This window comes from Cupriavidus pauculus (assembly GCF_008693385.1).
GTDB classification, from domain to species: Bacteria; Pseudomonadota; Gammaproteobacteria; order Burkholderiales; family Burkholderiaceae; genus Cupriavidus; species Cupriavidus pauculus_D.
Map to the genome: position 1 here is coordinate 1,488,550 of NZ_CP044067.1, position 16,493 is coordinate 1,505,042.

Below are 16,493 nucleotides of genomic sequence, written 5' to 3' on the forward strand. Positions count from 1 at the left end.
CGAACCCTCACGCATGGTGCGCGGCAAGCGGCACCTTCAGATAGGAAGTGCCATTATCCTCCGCTTCGGGCATGCGCCCGGCGCGGATATTGATCTGCACCGAGGGGAAGTACAGATTCGGCAACGCCAGCGTGGCGTCGCGCGCGGTGCGCATGGCGACGAAGTCATCCATGGTCATGTCGTCGCGAACATGGACATTGGCGCGGCGCTGCGTCTGGACGTCGGTTTCCCAGCGCACTTCCGGACGATCGGGTGGCGGGTAGTCGTGGCAAAGAAACAGCCGCGTCTCCGGCGGCAGCGACAACAGTCGCCGGATCGAGCGGTACAGCGTGGTGGCGTCGCCTCCGGGAAAATCGCAGCGGGCGGTGCCCACGTCGGGGTGGAACAGCGTATCGCCCACGAACACCGCGTCGCCGTCGATGCGATAGGCCATGTCGGCCGGCGTATGGCCCGGCACGTGCATCGTCGTGGCGTGCAGCGAGCCGATGGTGAACGGCTCGTCGTCACCGAACAGGTGATCGAAGCAGGTATCCCCGGCCGAGCCGGCGAGATTGAACGTCTCGCCGAACACGCGCTGCACCTGCACGATATGTTCGCTGATACCGATGCGCCCGCCCAGTCGCGCCTTCAGGTACGCCGATGCCGACACGTGGTCGGCATGCACGTGCGTCTCCAGCAGCCACTGCACCTCCAGCCCGTGCGCGCGCACATAGTCCGCCACGCGATCGGCCGGCTCCGTGACCACGCGGCCATGCCGCACGTCCAGTCCGAGCACGGGGTCGATGATCGCGCAGCGCGCGTCGCCCTCCGCGCGCACGACGTACGTGAACGTGGCCGAAACGGGATCGAAGAAGGGTTCGATAAGCGCGGACATGCGGACAGCTTAGTACGTCTTGTAGGGCAGGAACTTGCCCGACAGCACGACGTTCACGCGATCGCCCTTCGGATCGTGCGTGCGCTGGATGTCCATCGAGAAGTCGATCGCGCTCATGATGCCGTCGCCGAACTCTTCATGGATCAGTTCCTTGATCGTCGTGCCGTACACGTTGACCAGTTCGTACCAGCGATAGATCAGCGGATCCGTCGGCACGGCGGTCGGCAGCGAGCCTTTGTAGGGCACCACCTGCAGCCACGCCACGGCCTCGTCCGACAGTTCGAACAGCTTGCCGATGGCCTCGGCCTGCGGCTTGTCGAACGTCATCTGGCCGAGGCAGCCCGCCGTCGTCCATTCCTTCGACATGCCGGTCAGTTCGGCCACGTCCGCCCACTTGATGCCCTTGCGGACCTTGGCGGAAACGATCATCTGGGTCACTTCTTCACGGCTGGAAATCATGTTGCCTCCTGGCAGGTTGTGGTCAAGCGGTAAGAACGATCGCGGTGTCGTCGCCCGCCTCGAGGCCGGGTCGGACGATACGCGTGACAGGCAGCTCGGCGACATCGCCCGAGCGCTGCTGGATCGTCGTGGAACGACGAACGAGAAAATCGACGAGGTGATTGCGGATGCGATAGAACTGCGGATCGTGATGGATCGTCTCCCGCGTGCGCTCGCGCGGCAGCGTGTTGACGACGATCTCGGCAATGCGTGCCTTGGGCCCGTTGCTCATCAGGAAGATCTTGTCCGCCAGGAGAATCGCCTCGTCCACGTCGTGCGTAATCATGAACACGGTCTGATGCGTGGCCGCGCAGATCCGGAGCAGCTCGTCCTGAATCACGCCGCGCGTGAGCGCGTCGAGCGCGCCGAACGGCTCGTCCAGCAGCAGCATCTTCGGCTCCACCGAGAACGCGCGCGCAATGCCGACGCGCTGCTTCATGCCGCCCGACAGCTCCGACGGCTTCTTCTTCGCGGCGGCCGTCAGGCCCACCATTTCGATAAAGCGCGCGCCGTGCTCGGCGATCTGCCGGCGCGACCAGTCCGGATGCCGCGAGCGCACCGCGAACGCGATGTTCTGCTCCACCGTCAGCCACGGCATCAGCGCGTGCCCCTGGAAGACGACACCGCGGTCGAGGCTCGGGCCGGACACTTCCTTGCCGTCCATGATCACGTAGCCGCCGCTTGCCTCCTCCAGGCCCGCCAGCACATTGAGGATCGTGCTCTTGCCGCAGCCCGAATGGCCGATCACGCAGACGAACTCGCCGCGCTCGATCTCGAAGCCGACGTTCTCGAACACCGGCGGCAGGTCGGGGCGATAGCGCTTGCTCAGCCCCTGAACCGAGAGAAACACCGCGTTCTTATTCCGCATAACTCACCTTCAGTTGAAGCCGTGCAAACAGCATGTCCAGCACCATCCCCACCACGCCGATCACGAGCACCGCGAAAATCACGTTGGAGAGCGAGAGGTTGTTCCATTCGTTCCAGAGGAAGTAGCCGATGCCGCTGCCGCCGATCAGCATCTCCGCCGCGACGATCACCAGCCAGGCAATGCCCATGGAGATCCGCATGCCCGTGATGATGGTCGGCGCGGCCGCGGGCAGCACCACGCAGAACGCCTTGCGCAGCGGCGAGACTTCGAGCGTGCGCGCGACGTTGAGCCAGTCCTTGCGCACGCCCGCCACCCCGAATGCCGTATTGATCAGCATCGGCCAGATGGAGCAGATAAAGATCACGAAGATCCCGGACACCGTCGAGTCCTGGATCGTGTACAGCGCGATGGGCATCCACGCGAGCGGCGAGATCGGCTTGAGCACCTGCACGAACGGATCGATCGCGCGGTAGAGCAGCGGCGACATGCCGATGACGAAGCCGAGCGGAATGGCGACGATCATCGCGAGCAGATAGCCGAGGCCCACGCGCACGAGCGAGTGCGCGAGCTGGATGCCGACGCCCTTGTCGTTGGGGCCGCGGTCGTAGAACGGGCTCTTGAGATGCCCCAGCGCTACCGTGGCGAACTGCGCGGGGGTCGGGAAACCCGTCGCGCGCTTCTCGCCCGCGCCTTGCGCGGCACCGGCCGGCGGCGCCTGCCCCATCAGCGCGGCATATTCGGCCGCGTCCGCATCGGCGCCACTCTGCGCGGCGTGCGGCGCGGCCGCGCTGCGGGGCTGCGTCGTGACCTGCCAGATGCCGAGCAGCAGCATCAACATCACCAGCGACAGGATCGCGGCGCGGATCTTGATTTGCGTCGTCATGGCTCCTCCTGCCTCAGGCGCGCTTGATCTCGAAGCTATCGACGTAGCGCTGCGGCGCGCTGGCGTCATATACCTTGCCCATGACCGTGATCGGACGATTGCCGTTCTTGCCCGCGCTGGCGCCTTCCGTCATGCCGAGCGCCGCCATCTGCTTCTGCGCGTCGGTCAGCAGGAACACCTGCTGCGCGATCTGCTGATAGTTGACGTCGCCCTTGATATAGCCCCAGCGCTTCATCTGCGTGAGCATCCACGTGGCCATCGAGTACCAGGGCATCGGATCGAAGTCCGCGCGGTCGGGTTCGTTCCGCACCTTGCCGAGCCCGTCGGCAAAGCGGCCGCTCAGCGCCTGCAGGATCACGGTCTCCGGTTGGTTCAGATAATTGGCCGGCGCGATGGCCTTGGCGATCTCGGCGCGGTTCTCCTGCTTGCGCGCCATGGCGGCCGCATTGAGCACCGCGCGGTAGAGCGCCGCGAACGTGTTCGGGTTCTGTTCGATAAAGGCCTGCGACGTGCCGAACGCGCAGCACGGGTGGCCGTTCCAGATATCCTTCGACAGGATGTGGATAAAGCCGATCTGGTCGTACACGGCGCGCTGGTTGAACGGATCCGGCCCGAGGAAGCCGTCGATGTTGCCGGCACGCAGGTTGGCGATCATCTCCGCCGGCGGCGTCACGCGTAGCTGCACGTCGCGGTCCGGGTCGAGCCCATGCTCCGCGAGGTAATAGCGCAGCAGGAAGTTGTGCATCGAGTATTCGAACGGAATCGCGAACTTGAAGCCCTTCCAGTTGCGCGGGTCGCGATTGTCCTTGTGCTTGAGCGCGAGCGTGATGGCCTGGCCGTTGATGTTCTGGATCGTGGCTACGCGCATCGGCTGCGCGGACGACCCGAGGCCCATCGAGATGGCCAGCGGCATCGGCGCGAGGAAGTGCGACGCATCGAGTTCGCGATTGAGCATCTGGTCGCGCACGAGCGCCCAGCCGGCGGTCTTGACCAGCGTGACGTCGAGGCCCTGCGCCTCGTACATGCCCATCGGCGAGGCCATGATCAGCGGTGTGGCGCAATTGATCGGAATAAAGCCGACCTTCAGCGACTTCTTTTCGAGCGTGCCCGGCTTCTCCAGCGCGGCGGCGCGCAGGTCGTCCATCGGCAGCAGCGAACCCACCGCGGCCATGACGGCACTGGCGCCGACGGCCTTGAGCAGGTTGCGGCGCGTCGCATCCTCGGGGAACAGCGCCCGCACGGCCGCCGCTTCGACGAAGTCGTTCGAGAGCGATTCGGCGTCGCTCGCGCGATCGTGGGCCTCCTGCGAATGATGCCGGCCGCACTGGCAGCCGGACAGCGACGTGTCCGCGTCGTAGGGTCGGTACAGGCTCTGATCGCCTCGCTTGGTCGGTTCGTTCATCTCGGGCACCCCTGAATCGTTGATAGGTCGTTTTGGGAAATACTCGGGAATGCTCAGGCCGCGATGGCCTGTCTGGCGGTACCCGCCTGCAGCGTCGCGATGGCCACGCCGTCGCGCCACTGCTGCATATGAAGAAAATCGGCCGTGTCGTCGAGCACGCGCCACTCACCGTCGCGCATGGGCGTGCCATGCACCACGATGGGTACGGACCGCGTCTTGAGCCGCACCACGGGCTGGCGATGTTCGTAGCGTGCATCGCCGTGGCCCGTCACCGCATGCGCGATGGCCGACGCCTGCTGTGCGATCGGCTCGATGAAGCGGCACGGCGCGCCGTTCAGGCTGATGCAATCGCCCAATGCATAGACATCGCGCGCGCTCGTCTCGAGCGTTTGCGCGTCGACAACGATGCCCTTGTCGAAAGCAAGTCCCGCGCCACGTGCCACGCGGCTATCGGTGACGAGACCGATGGCCACGACCACCTCGTCGGCGTCGATCGTCGCGCCGTCGTCCAGCGTCAGGCGCTTGCCGCCGTCGGCCGATTGCGTAAGGCCGGCGACCACGCGAGTGCCCGCAAACTTCACGCCGGTCTGCGCGAGGCCCGCGCGCAGCCGCAGCGCGGCGGCTTCCGGCAGCATGTTGCCCAGCGGCAGCGGCTGCACGTCGATGAGCGTGACGTCGTGGCCCGCGCGCGCGAAGTCCTCCGCGAGTTCGCAGCCGATCATGCCTGCGCCGACGATGGCGATGCGGCGCCGGCCATCGCCGATGCGTGCCTGCAGGCGACTCCATCCGGCAAGGTCGTTGACGCGCCAGCACAGCGCCGGCGGCAGCGCCGCGGGCATCGCGGGGCGCGCGCCCATCGCCATGACCAGATGCGTGTAGTGCAGCGTGCCGCGCGTGGTGCGCAGCTGGTGCGTCGCCGGCGTCAGGCCGACGACGAAGGTTTCGGTAAGCAAGCGCACACCCAGCCGGCGTGCCGCATCGGTGGCCGTCTCGCGCACAAGCGATGCGGGGACCATGCCGCGGCTCAGCGCGATGGACAGCTCGGGCTTGTGATAACGATCGCCCATGCAGGACGTCACCATCGTGATGGGCACATCGCGATCGAGGCGCCGGATGGCCTCCGCCGCACTCCAGCCCGCGATGCCCGCGCCGACGATCACAACGCCACGATTCGCGACTCCACGATTCGCGACTCCACGACCGCGCGCGGCCAGGGGCGCCGCGGATGCCGACGGCGCCGCCGATGACGGCGCCGGCATCATGACGACGACGTAAGGCTCGAAGTCCGCCTTGACCACGCCGCACAGCGGGCACTCCCAGTCTTCGGGAATGTCCTCGAAGCGCGTGCCCGGCGCGATGCCGCTGTCGGCGTCGCCCTTCTCCTCGTCATAGATAAGCCCGCATGCGCGACAGATGAACTGGCGCCATGGATTCGACATCGCGCTCATGCCGGCACCTCCTCGCGCGACAGGCGCGCCATTTCCCAGCGCAGATGCTTGATGGCCGGCGTGACGATCGCCGCGAAGTGCGCTTCGCGGATGCGCCGTTGCGCGGCCGAGCTCACGAGGTAGCCACGCGCGCCCTGATGCAGCAGCGCGGACTGCGAAGCGCGCAGCGCAAGCTCGGCGCCCTGCGCGCGCGCATCCAGCACGTCGAGCAGATAGTCCTTGCTGCCGTCGAACGGATTCGCCGCGAGCCGGGCCACGCGCTGCTCGAGCTCGTCGAGCTCGCCCTGCATCTCGTCGGGCCGGTCGCCGAGAAAGCGGTTCACGTGACCGAGCAACGGCTCCACTTCCTGCATCGCATCGATACTGCCCTGGACGATGCCCGTCGCCATCCCGATCTGCAGCAGGATGAACGCGGCCCGGATGCGCGCGATAAACGGCTGCGCGGGATCCGCGATCAGCAGGTCTTCGCCGACGAACAGATCGTCCACGCGCACGCCCCATGTGCTCGTGCCTTCCATTCCGGAGAACTCGGGACACTGGCGCAGCGTGACCGCGCCCGTGCAATGGAGCATGAACATGATGTCGTGCGACGGCGTGCCGTCATCGCGATACACGGTGGCGATGGCCCCGCAGTACTGTCCCGGCGCGATATGGCTGACCCATGGCAGTGCGCCGCTCACGCGATAGCCCCCCGCGACACGCGTGGCGCGCAGCAGCATCTTCTCGATGCCCGCGAATGCCTTCATGGGATTGGACAATGCCGTACCGCCGAGCGTCTCGCCCGTTGCGTGCGTGGCCAGCAGCCGTTGCAGTGCCGGGTTGCCCGAGGCCTCCATATAGAGGCCGCAGACGTCATGGCACCACGCCAGAAAACCGGTGGAACCGCAGCGCCGGCTGATCGCGCGCATCGCATCGAGCGCGAGGCCATAGCGGCCGCCGCTGCCGGACAGATGCGCGGCGAATGCGCCGGCCTTGCCGAGGTCGGCCATGATCTCGCGCGGATAGTGCCCCTCGTGATCGATGCGATAGGCGGCATCGGCCAGCGGTCCGTCGGCGATCGACGTCACGCGCTGCATCACCATGGCGTCTGTCCACGATGGCTCGAATATCGGTGCACTGGCTACAACGGTGGTCATGGCGGTTCTCCCGTGGTTCTTGACCTGCGGTGCGCGGTGTCGCGCGAAATCGGTCGTCAGTCGGCCAGGCCGATCGAGAACACCACCGGATTGCGCATGGTGTTGGCCACCGGCGAGTGGAAGTTGGCGTGCTGCACGATGTCGTCGAGCTGTTCGCGCGTGGCGTCGCCCTCGATCAGCACCTTCACGCGAATGGCCTGGAACCCCATGTCCTTCGGCTGGCGCTCGGCACCGCCGGCGCCCCATGCGGCCGAGTTGCCGATATCGGCTTCCAGGAACACTTCGAGGCGCGACAGGCGGACTTCGCGATACGTGGCCACGGCCGTGATGCCGACGCACAGGCAGCCGCCCAGTGCCGACAGCGCGATCTCGCCCGGTGCCGGCACGGTGTTCTCGCCGAACAGGTGCGGCGGCTCGTCGACGACCACGGGGTTGTGATCGCCGGTGAAGCTCCAGGAGCGGAACTGGCCCTTCATGACGGTGTGGACCTTGTTGATGCCGCGGCGCTCGGGGTTCTCGCGGCCGGAGGCGGCAAACTTCAGAAGGCCTTCGCGATCGATCGGTCGCAGGTAGGTGGTGACGGTCTCGGTGGTCAAGGCGTGCTCCGTTTGTGTTGGATTCAGGACAGGCAAACGTGCCTGCACAGCCTTTATCGCAATCGCCGTGCCAACGCGTCGAAACGCACGCAAGCTATTGATTTTCAGACGCTTTATTGAAAAATCAAACGGCACGAACCGGCATCTGCCGCCCAACAAAATGTCGACAATGTCGACATTTTGTCGACCAATAGGCGATACTCATCGCGACGCGAACGAGGAGCAAACCCGTGAAGGAACAGGCCCCCATCCCGGAATCGGACCCCGAAGCCGGACTCGGCTACTGGCGCCAGCAGGAGATGCTGCTGCTGGAGCAGGTCATGGCATTGGTGGGGCGCAGCCTGTCGCCGGACGTGACCCTGCGCGAGATGCTGCATCTGATGTCGGAGCTGCTGGGCCTGAACCGCGGACGCGTGGTGCTGCTCGACGAGGAGACCGACACCGCAAGCATTCGATTTGCGTACGGCCTCACGCGCAAGGAGACGGCGCTCGGCGTCTACAAGGTCGGTGAAGGGATCACGGGCCGCGTGCTGGCGGCGGGACAGCTGACCATCGTGCAGGACATCGACCAGGAGCCGCGCTTCCTGTTTCGCGCGGTGCAGCGCGCGCATCTGCCCGAGGGCATGGTGTCGTTCATCGCCATGCCGATCAAGATCGAGCAGAAGACCGTCGGTGTGCTGGCCTGCCATCGCATCCGCATCCGCAATCGCGCGCTCAGCGACGACCTGACGATCCTGCGCATTCTCGCGACGCTGGCCGGGCAGCTGCTGCAGTTGCAGGCGACGCTGCGCGCGCGCACGAAGGTGCTCGAGCAACGCAACGAGATGCTGTCCCGCGCGCTCCAGACCGAAGCCGCGCGCTACGGGATCGTCGGTACGGCGCCCTCGGTGCTGCAGGCGATCTCGGAATTGGAACGCGTGTCCGACGCCACGGCCAGCGTGCTGCTGATGGGGGCGTCCGGCACGGGCAAGGAGCTGTTCGCGCGCGCGTTGCACCTGGCCAGCCCGCGGCGCGAGCGGCCCTTTATCAAGATCAATTGCGCGGCGATTCCCGAGACGCTGTTCGAGTCGGAACTCTTCGGCTACGAGCGCGGTGCGTTCACGGGCGCCAATGCCGCGCGCGCGGGCTGGTTCGAGCAGGCCAACACGGGCACGATCTTCCTCGACGAGATCGGCGAGTTGCCGCTATCCATGCAGACCAAGCTGTTGCGCACGCTGCAGGAAGGCACGATCACGCGGCTGGGCGGCAAGCGCGAGATTGCGATCGACGTGCGGCTCGTCGCCGCCACCAATCGCGACCTCGAGCAGGAGGCCGCGCGCGGCGCGTTCCGGCAGGACCTCTACTACCGGCTCAACGTGATTCCCATCCGGCTGCCGGCGCTGGCCGACCGGCGCGAGGATATCCCCGCGCTGGTGCTCCATTTCCTCAACCACATCAACCAGACGCACCAGCGCAACGTCAACCTCACGCAGGCCGCGATCAACCGGCTGCAGAACCACGACTGGCCCGGCAACATCCGCGAACTCTCGAACCTGATCGAACGGCTCGTGCTGCTTGCGCAGGGCGCGATCGTCGATGAGGCGGAGGTCGAGCGCATCCTGCCGAAGCCCGATGCAACGGACCGTGCGTCGAGCGCTCCCGCGGCTGTCCCGTCGCGCGTCGCGCGGCACGACGCGCCGGCGGCCGACGACCGCGTCCCGTCGCTCGTGCGCCCCTACACGCCCGCGCACTCCCACTCGGCGCAGACGCTGCAACAGGCGCTCATCGACTGCGGCGGCAACAAGTCGCGCGCGGCGCAGATGCTGGGCCTGACGGTAAGGCAGTTCGTGTATCGGCTGGAGAAGCTTGGCGTGCGGCCCTGAACGACGCCAGACCCCGGGCGCGGCGCCTGCCTAGGCGGCCATGCGTTCGGCCAGGAACGGGTAGTCGGTGTACCCCACCTCGGTACCGCCGAAGAAGGTCGCCCGGTCGTACGGGTTCAGTGGCAAGTTGCGGCGCAGCCTTTCGGGCAGGTCCGGATTCGCGATGAAGTGACGGCCGAACGCCACGAGGTCCGCATCGCCGCTGGCCACGATGGCCTCCGCGCTCTTGCCGGTGAAGCCGCCTGCCGCGATGATCGTGCCGTGGAAGAACCTGCGCATCAGCGCCGCGGCCACGGGCGTCTGGTCGCGCGCCTCGTCCTCGATGTTGCCGGCGATGCGCGGCTCGATCAGATGCAGGTAGGCGAGCCCGAGCTTGTCGAGCTCGGCGGCGACATACGTGAACAGGCCTTCCGGATCGCTGTCCGACATATCGCCCCACGAGCCGCTCGGCCCGAGCCGGACGGCCACCTTGTCGCTGCCCCATACCGAGATCACCGCGCGCGTCGCATCGAGCAGGAAGCGGGCGCGGTTCTCGAACGAGCCGCCATAGCGGTCCGTGCGCTTGTTGCTGCCATCCTGCAGGAACTGGTCGAACAGATAGCCGTTGGCGGCATGAAGCTCGACGCCGTCGAAGCCCGCCTCGACCCCGCGCCGGGCGGCCTCACGAAAGCTTTCCACGAGCGCCGCGACCTCGTCGGTCTCCAGCGCGCGGTTCGGGGTATTGGGCACCCAGCCGGACCGCGTATAGGCCACGCCGCCGTGCGGGATGGCCGACGGGCCGACCGGCTGGCTGCCGGCGGGCTGGACTTCGGCATTCGACTGGCGGCCGGCGTGGTAGAGCTGCAGGAAGATCGTGCCGCCCTTCGCGTGTACCGCGTCCGTGACCAGCTTCCATCCGGCGATCTGGCTGTCGTCGTAGAGCCCCGGCGCGCCGAGGTAGCCGTTGCCGTTCGGCGCCGCGATGGTGGCCTCGCCAATCAGCAGCGCGCCTGGCGACGTGCGTTGCGCATAATATTCGGCCATCAGCGGCCCGGGCACCGCGCCGTCCTCGGCACGCATGCGCGTCAGCGGCGCCAGCACGACGCGATGCGAGATCTCGTAGGGGCCGACGCGGACGGGGGTGAAGAGACTGGACATGGTGTACCTCCTGCAATTGGGTTGAGCGCGTGTCTTGCGTGAGGACAATCTAGGGCACGAAGCCCGCCGGAAAAACGGGCTGCGCGTTGGTTCACTTCGGACAGGACAGTCCGCAATCGCCGGCAGCCGGACGTATCCGCCAGACCAGCATGAGCAGCGTCACCGCGACCGACGCGAACTCGAACAGCCCCCCTGCCACGCCAAGCGCACCCACGGAGACGTGCGCGAGCGTGATGGCGCCGACACTCGCGCCGATCGAGAAGCCGATGTACATGAACGACGCGTTGAGCGAGAGGGCGATGGAGGCCGCGCCAACACCGGACAGGCTCATGAGGCGCGCCTGCTGGGCCGGATAGAACGCCCAGTGACAGACCGCCCAGACCAGAAGCGCTGCAATCACGGGGATCGTCGCCTGCGAGGCCGACAGCAATCGGGCATCCGCCGCGAGCGACAGGAATGCGATTCCGATGATCGTGACCGATGGCACGATGACGCGCAGCGGGCCCAGGCGGTCGGCGAGTCCGCCGCCGATGAATACGCCAAGCGCCGCCGATATTCCCCACGCAAACATGAGGATGCCGATCTGACCTTCGTGTAACGTGGTCAGTTGCGTGACCAACGGGGCCAGATAGGTATAGACCGTGTACGCGCCGGTCGCCCACATCGTGGTGGCAAGCAACGTGGCAAGCACCGCGGGGCGCGCGGCCACCGATAGCCGCTCGCGCAGCGTGGCGGTGGCGAGCCCCGCGCCGATCTCGCGCGGCACGCCCAGATGCACACCGAGCGCGGCGATGGCAGCCAGTCCCGCCACGGCGGCGAAGGTCATGCGCCATCCCTGCGCTTGACCGATCACGGCGCCAAGCGGCACACCGAATGCCAGCGCGACCGTAATGCCCGCATTGACGACGGCAATCGCCTGCCCCCGGCGCTCGGGCGGCACGATCGCTCCCGCGAGTGCATTGGCGCCCGGCACGAACAGCCCGGCCGACAGCGCCAGCAGCACGCGTGCGGCCATCAGCCACCAGTAACCGGGCGCAAGGCACGCCAGCACGTTGGACAACGCGAACACGATCATGCTCGCGCGCAGCAGCGCGCGCCGGTTGAGGCCGCCGGTGGCGGCCGTCAGTATCGGCGAACTGATGCCGTACGCTAGCGCGAATGCCGTGACAAGCTGGCCGGCCTGTTCGATGCCGACACCGAGATCCGCGGCAAGGCGTGGCAGCAGCGGCGAGATCATGAAGCCTTCCGTACCGATGGCAAACGCGCCGAGCGCCAGCAGGTAGATGGGAGGAGGAATGCGATGCGTGGGCATCGCGCTAGACGTGACAGACATGGATGAGCCTTCCTGAATGATGAGGTTGGATGAGGCTGCCACGATCTTCCGCGCCGATTAAGGAATCTTTGGCCGAAGTGTTGCGACGGAAATCGCGATGCCGAAAGCGCCGCAGCGGCCTATATTTCCGGCAATCTCAATCTCGACGGTGATGCCGCATGTCCGCATCCAGCAATGAACGGGGTACCGCAATGCCGATCCGCGTCGGCCTCGTGGGTATTGGCAACTGGGCCATCCATGGCCATGTCCGGGTACTGAAGCTACTGCCGCAGTACCAGTTGCGCGCACTCTGGAGCACGCGTCCCGAAGCCGCGCGAGCGGCGGCGGATGCGCACGGCATTCAGCAAGTCATGGCGACGCTCGACGAACTGGTCGATCATCCGGAGGTCGATCTGGTCGTCGTGCTGAACACGGCGCCCCAGCACGCGGAGACCGTGCGCAAGGTCATTGCCGCGGGCAAGCACGTGTACTGCGAATGGCCGCTGACCACGACGACGGAAACTTCGCGCGAACTCGCGCGGCTGGCCGATGCGGCGGGCGTCCGCCACATCGTCGGTCTGCAGCGCCGGCTGGCGCCGCACAATCGTTACCTGCGCGATCTGCTGCAGACGGGCCACGTGGGACGCATTCGCTCGGTGCGCATCCACGTCAGCATGGATTCGTTCGGCGCGACGCGCTCCGCGGCGTTACGCTGGACCGTACCGGTGGAGAACTTCTCGAGTGCGGTCGCGATCTACGCGGGACACTTCCTCGACATGCTGTTCACCGCGACCGGATGGCCGCAACGCGTGTCGGCGCTCGCGTTGAATCAGATGAAAGCGGTGACGATTCGCCAGACCGGCGAGGTATTCCCATCTTCGGCACCGGATCAGCTTGCGATGATCGGCCGCATGGCGGACGGCGCCGTGTTGTCGGTGCATCTGGAAGCGGGCAAGCGCAGCGGCCGTGGCGTGCGCATCGACATCACCGGTGACGAGGGCGATCTTCGCGTGACCAACGCGTCGGCATTCGGCGGCGTGGGCGACGACTATCGCATCGAAGGCGCGCGCGGCGACGATCAGCCGATGCAGCCGCTGGAAATCCCGGTCAGCTACGACCGGCTACCGCCTTCGGAGCTGCCATCCGCCGTGCTGGAGCTTGCGGAACTCTATCTTGCGTATGCCCAGGACGTTCGCGACGGGACGCACGAGGCGCCGACCTTCCACGATGCCGTGCGGCTGCATGAACTGCTCGATGCGGTGACGACGTCCACGCGCGAAGGACGCGAGGTTTCGTTACGCTGATGCCTTCGCCGGCACGATCTCGGTGCGGCTGCCTTCGTCGGGGAACAGATGCCTGGCCATGTAATCGACGAAGACGCGGATTTTCGGCGACATGTGCCGTCCCGACGGCCATACCGCGCGGAACACCTTGCGATCGGTCGCATAGTCCGACAGCACCGTCACGAGGCGACCATCCTCGAGCTGTCGCCTGACGAGGAAGTTGGGGATATAGGCGAGCCCGTGACCCTGCTCCGCCATCTCGATCAGCGGTTCCACGGTGTTGACGGTCAGCAGCGCGGGCAGATCCATCTCCCGGACGTTGTCGCCCTCGCGCAGCAGCCATCGATCGACCTTGCCCGTCGACGGATAGCGATGCAGCAGGCAGGCATGGCGCAGCAGATCGTCGGGCGATGCGGGCACGCCACGGCGCGACAGATAGGCGGGCGCCGCGACGATCTGCGGCGTGTAGTAGCCCAGCGCACGCGTGACCAGCCGCGAGTCCGCGGCGTCACCGGTGCGCAGCACGACGTCGAATCCCTCGTCGATGATGTTGACCATGCGATCGGAGAAATCGAGTTCGAGCCGAATGTCGGGGTACTCGCGGATAAACGAACTCAGGACGGGGAGCAGCAACGCGCCCACCAGCGGCAGGCTCACGCGCAGCTGGCCCTTCGGCGATGACGCGGCCGACAGCTCGGCCTCCGCCGCCTCCAGTTCTTCGACGATGCGCTGGCATCGGCTCAGGAACAGCTGCCCTTCCGGTGTCAGCGTGATGCTGCGCGTGCTGCGATGGAACAGCCGCACACCGAGCCGCTGCTCCAGCCGCGAGATGGCCTTGCCGACGGCCGACGCCGAGATGCCGAGCTGGCGCCCCACCTCACTGAAATTGCGAATCTCGGCGGCTTTGACGAATGCATCGACGGAACCGAGCTTGTCCATGGCGGCGACGGGGGTGGGGCGAGATGGCGCGGACTATAGCACGCGGTGCGCGCGCCCTTGCGCCGCCATTGCGGAATTATGTTCCGAAGTGTTGTGCCATCCGGCCCGTTGATATGCAACGCCTGCGTGCATAGATTCGTCGCATCGTTTTTATCGCGCAAGCAGAGGAGTCATCATGTCGGATGCAACCTTCCCGACGCCTTCGGCCATCGGGTCCGACGCCGCCGTTCCACATCGGCAGCACTGGCCTGCCGTGTTCGCCGTCGCGTTCACGGCAGCCGTGTTCTGCACGACCGAGTTCATGCCTGTCGGGCTGCTGCGCTACATCGCGCATGGCCTGTCCGTCAGCGAGGGTGCCGCGGGCTGGATGGTCTCCGCGCCCGGGCTGCTCGCCGCACTGTCCGCGCCCGCCATCACGGTGCTGGCGGGGCGGCTCGATCGCCGCTGGCTGCTCTGGATGCTCGGCACGCTGCTGGTCCTGTCGAACCTGATTGCCGCGCTCGCGCCTTCGTTCACGGTGCTCGTGCTCGCGCGCGTCCTGTTCGGCGTGGGGCTCGGCGGCTTCTGGGCCATCGGGTCCGGCCTTGGCGCACGTCTCGTCGATGCCGGGTCCGCGCCACGCGCCACCTCCATCATCTTTGCGGGCGTGTCCGCGGGCATGCTCGTCGGCGGTGCGGCGGGCGCGCTGATCGGCGAACTATGGCACTGGCGCGCGGCATTCTGGCTCACGGCAGCCCTGTCGCTCGCCGCGCTGGCGGCCACGATGGCCTGCCTGCCACCGCTGCGCGTCGTGCAACGGGTCTCGCTGTCGTCGCTGAGAACGTTTCTGCTCGGCACGCAAAGCCGTATCGGCTTGCTCGTCATGATGATCGCGCTGGTCGGACAGTTTGCCGCCTACACCTACATCACGCCGTTCCTCTCGCATGAGGCCGGCTTTGGCGGCACCGCGATCTCCACCCTGCTCTTCGGCTACACGCTGGTCGGGATGGCGGGCAACTTTATCGCGGGTGCCTATGCGGGCCGCCACACCCAGGGCACGCTGATGGCGGCCATCGGCGCCATTGCGGTGCCGGTCGTGCTACTGGCATTCGCCGCCCCGCAGCCGGCGGCCGTGCTGGCGCTCATGACGGTATGGGGCATCGCGTATGGCGCGATGCCCGTGGCGTTGCAGGTCTGGATGGCAAAAGCGTCGGGCGACGCCGGTCATGAGGCGGGCATGGCGCTCTTCGTGACGAACTTCCAGCTCTCGATTGCCATCGGCGCGTGGGCCGGCGGGCAGCTCGTCGATCGTGCGGGCGTCGGCCATGCGCTGACCGTCGCGGGCGCCGTCGTGGCGGCGGCATGGGGGGTGATGTGGGCGCTGACCCGGAAAGCCCACCCGGCCTGATCATTTCATTTTTGAAATGATAGTTTGTCATCACTGCTATTTCTTTGCTTCTCGTTCGTCGATACAGTTTCTCCATCGGATCCCGGATCCCAAACGTTCAAGGAGAAACATCATGGCAGGCAAACTCGAAGGCAAGGTCGCACTGGTCACCGGCGGTACGAGCGGCATCGGTCTCGCGACCGCAAAGCGCTTTGCGAAGGAAGGCGCGTTCGTCTACGTGACGGGCCGCCGTCAGGCGGAACTCGATGCGGCGGTTGCCGCCATCGGCAATGCCACCGGCGTGCGCGTCGATTCGTCGAAGCTCGAACAGCTCGATCAGCTTTACGAACAGATCCAGGGCGAGCGTGGCCAGCTGGACGTGCTGTTCGCCAACGCGGGTGGCGGCTCGATGCTGCCGCTGGGCAGCATCACCGAGGAACAGTACGACGACACGTTCAACCGCAACGTGAAGGGCGTGCTGTTCACGGTGCAGAAGGCACTGCCGCTGCTGGCCAAGGGCGCGTCGGTGATTCTCACGGGCTCGACCGCAGGCAGCGCCGGCACGCCCGCGTTCAGCGTCTATTCGGCATCGAAGGCCGCCGTGCGCGCGTTCGTGCGTAGCTGGATCCTCGACCTCAAGGACCGCAATGTCCGTGTGAACACGCTGAGCCCGGGCGCGACGCGCACGCCGGGTCTCGTCGGACTGGCCGGTCCCGATACGGCCCAGCAGCAGGGCCTCGTCGATTACCTGGCTTCGCAGATCCCGCTCGGCCGCGTAGGCGAGCCCGACGAGATTGCCGCCGCCGCCGTGTTCCTTGCCTCCGACGACGCCAGCTTCGTCAACGGCGTGGAACTGTTCGTCGATGGCGGCCAGCAGCAGGTCTGAGCG

The 16,493-nt window shown here is 66.6% G+C and carries 15 protein-coding genes; 4 read left to right on the forward strand and 11 right to left on the reverse strand.

All coding sequences use genetic code 11. The features are described from left to right. Nucleotides 1–7: 7 nt before the first annotated feature. The 8 genes from FOB72_RS24955 to FOB72_RS24990 are packed head-to-tail and all read right to left on the reverse strand — an operon-like array spanning nucleotide 8 to nucleotide 7,705. Nucleotides 8–874, reverse strand: coding sequence for an MBL fold metallo-hydrolase (locus FOB72_RS24955; protein ID WP_150375334.1), 867 nt, complete (start codon nucleotides 872–874; stop codon nucleotides 8–10). 9 nt (nucleotides 875–883) lie between these two features. Beyond that, the gene (gene cynS / locus FOB72_RS24960; protein ID WP_150375335.1) at nucleotides 884–1,333 is read right to left on the reverse strand and encodes a cyanase; all 450 of its coding nucleotides are present in this window, start codon (nucleotides 1,331–1,333) and stop codon (nucleotides 884–886) included. 22 nt (nucleotides 1,334–1,355) lie between these two features. Further along, a complete protein-coding gene (locus tag FOB72_RS24965) occupies nucleotides 1,356–2,240 on the reverse strand; it encodes an ABC transporter ATP-binding protein (protein WP_150375336.1) in 885 nt (294 codons plus the stop codon). Further along, nucleotides 2,230–3,123 (reverse strand): nitrate ABC transporter permease, encoded by an 894-nt coding sequence (gene ntrB, locus FOB72_RS24970; protein ID WP_150375337.1) that lies wholly within the window; start codon nucleotides 3,121–3,123, stop codon nucleotides 2,230–2,232. The genes FOB72_RS24965 and ntrB overlap by 11 nt, the downstream gene beginning before the upstream one ends. 13 nt (nucleotides 3,124–3,136) lie before the next feature. Next, the gene (locus FOB72_RS24975; protein WP_150375338.1) at nucleotides 3,137–4,525 is read right to left on the reverse strand and encodes a CmpA/NrtA family ABC transporter substrate-binding protein; all 1,389 of its coding nucleotides are present in this window, start codon (nucleotides 4,523–4,525) and stop codon (nucleotides 3,137–3,139) included. Nucleotides 4,526–4,578: 53 nt separating this feature from the next. After that, the gene (locus FOB72_RS24980) at nucleotides 4,579–5,973 is read right to left on the reverse strand and encodes an FAD-dependent oxidoreductase (protein WP_150375339.1); all 1,395 of its coding nucleotides are present in this window, start codon (nucleotides 5,971–5,973) and stop codon (nucleotides 4,579–4,581) included. Then, nucleotides 5,970–7,109, reverse strand: coding sequence for an acyl-CoA dehydrogenase family protein (locus tag FOB72_RS24985; RefSeq protein WP_150375340.1), 1,140 nt, complete (start codon nucleotides 7,107–7,109; stop codon nucleotides 5,970–5,972). Before FOB72_RS24985 ends, FOB72_RS24980 begins: the two co-directional genes overlap by 4 nt. Before the next feature lie 56 nt (nucleotides 7,110–7,165). Next, nucleotides 7,166–7,705: an OsmC family protein gene (locus tag FOB72_RS24990; RefSeq protein WP_150375341.1), complete on the reverse strand. Its 540-nt coding sequence runs from the start codon at nucleotides 7,703–7,705 to the stop codon at nucleotides 7,166–7,168. Nucleotides 7,706–8,004: 299 nt separating this feature from the next. On the opposite strand from FOB72_RS24990, the gene FOB72_RS24995 reads away from it, so the two are divergent. Continuing rightward, nucleotides 8,005–9,567, forward strand: coding sequence for a sigma 54-interacting transcriptional regulator (locus FOB72_RS24995; RefSeq protein WP_411859882.1), 1,563 nt, complete (start codon nucleotides 8,005–8,007; stop codon nucleotides 9,565–9,567). Nucleotides 9,568–9,597: 30 nt separating this feature from the next. On the opposite strand, the gene FOB72_RS25000 is transcribed toward FOB72_RS24995, so the two are convergent. Further along, a complete protein-coding gene (locus FOB72_RS25000) occupies nucleotides 9,598–10,704 on the reverse strand; it encodes an alkene reductase (RefSeq protein WP_150375342.1) in 1,107 nt (368 codons plus the stop codon). 91 nt (nucleotides 10,705–10,795) lie between these two features. Further along, nucleotides 10,796–12,037: an MFS transporter gene (locus FOB72_RS25005; protein WP_150375343.1), complete on the reverse strand. Its 1,242-nt coding sequence runs from the start codon at nucleotides 12,035–12,037 to the stop codon at nucleotides 10,796–10,798. Nucleotides 12,038–12,195: 158 nt separating this feature from the next. Here FOB72_RS25005 and FOB72_RS25010 point away from each other — a divergent pair, with 158 nt between their 5' ends. Continuing rightward, nucleotides 12,196–13,320, forward strand: a complete 1,125-nt coding sequence (locus FOB72_RS25010; RefSeq protein ID WP_223851794.1) for a Gfo/Idh/MocA family protein — start codon at nucleotides 12,196–12,198, stop codon at nucleotides 13,318–13,320. Here FOB72_RS25010 and FOB72_RS25015 read toward each other — a convergent pair. Next, complete coding sequence (locus tag FOB72_RS25015) at nucleotides 13,312–14,238, reverse strand: LysR family transcriptional regulator (protein ID WP_150375344.1); 927 nt, start codon at nucleotides 14,236–14,238, stop codon at nucleotides 13,312–13,314. The two genes, FOB72_RS25010 and FOB72_RS25015, sit on opposite strands and share 9 nt — an antisense overlap. A gap of 175 nt (nucleotides 14,239–14,413) precedes the next feature. Here FOB72_RS25015 and FOB72_RS25020 point away from each other — a divergent pair, with 175 nt between their 5' ends. Further along, nucleotides 14,414–15,625 (forward strand): MFS transporter, encoded by a 1,212-nt coding sequence (locus tag FOB72_RS25020; protein ID WP_150375345.1) that lies wholly within the window; start codon nucleotides 14,414–14,416, stop codon nucleotides 15,623–15,625. A 112-nt stretch (nucleotides 15,626–15,737) separates the two neighbouring features. Then, entirely contained in the window at nucleotides 15,738–16,490 is a 753-nt protein-coding gene (locus tag FOB72_RS25025) for an SDR family NAD(P)-dependent oxidoreductase (RefSeq protein WP_150375346.1), read from the forward strand. Nucleotides 16,491–16,493: the final 3 nt, after the last annotated feature.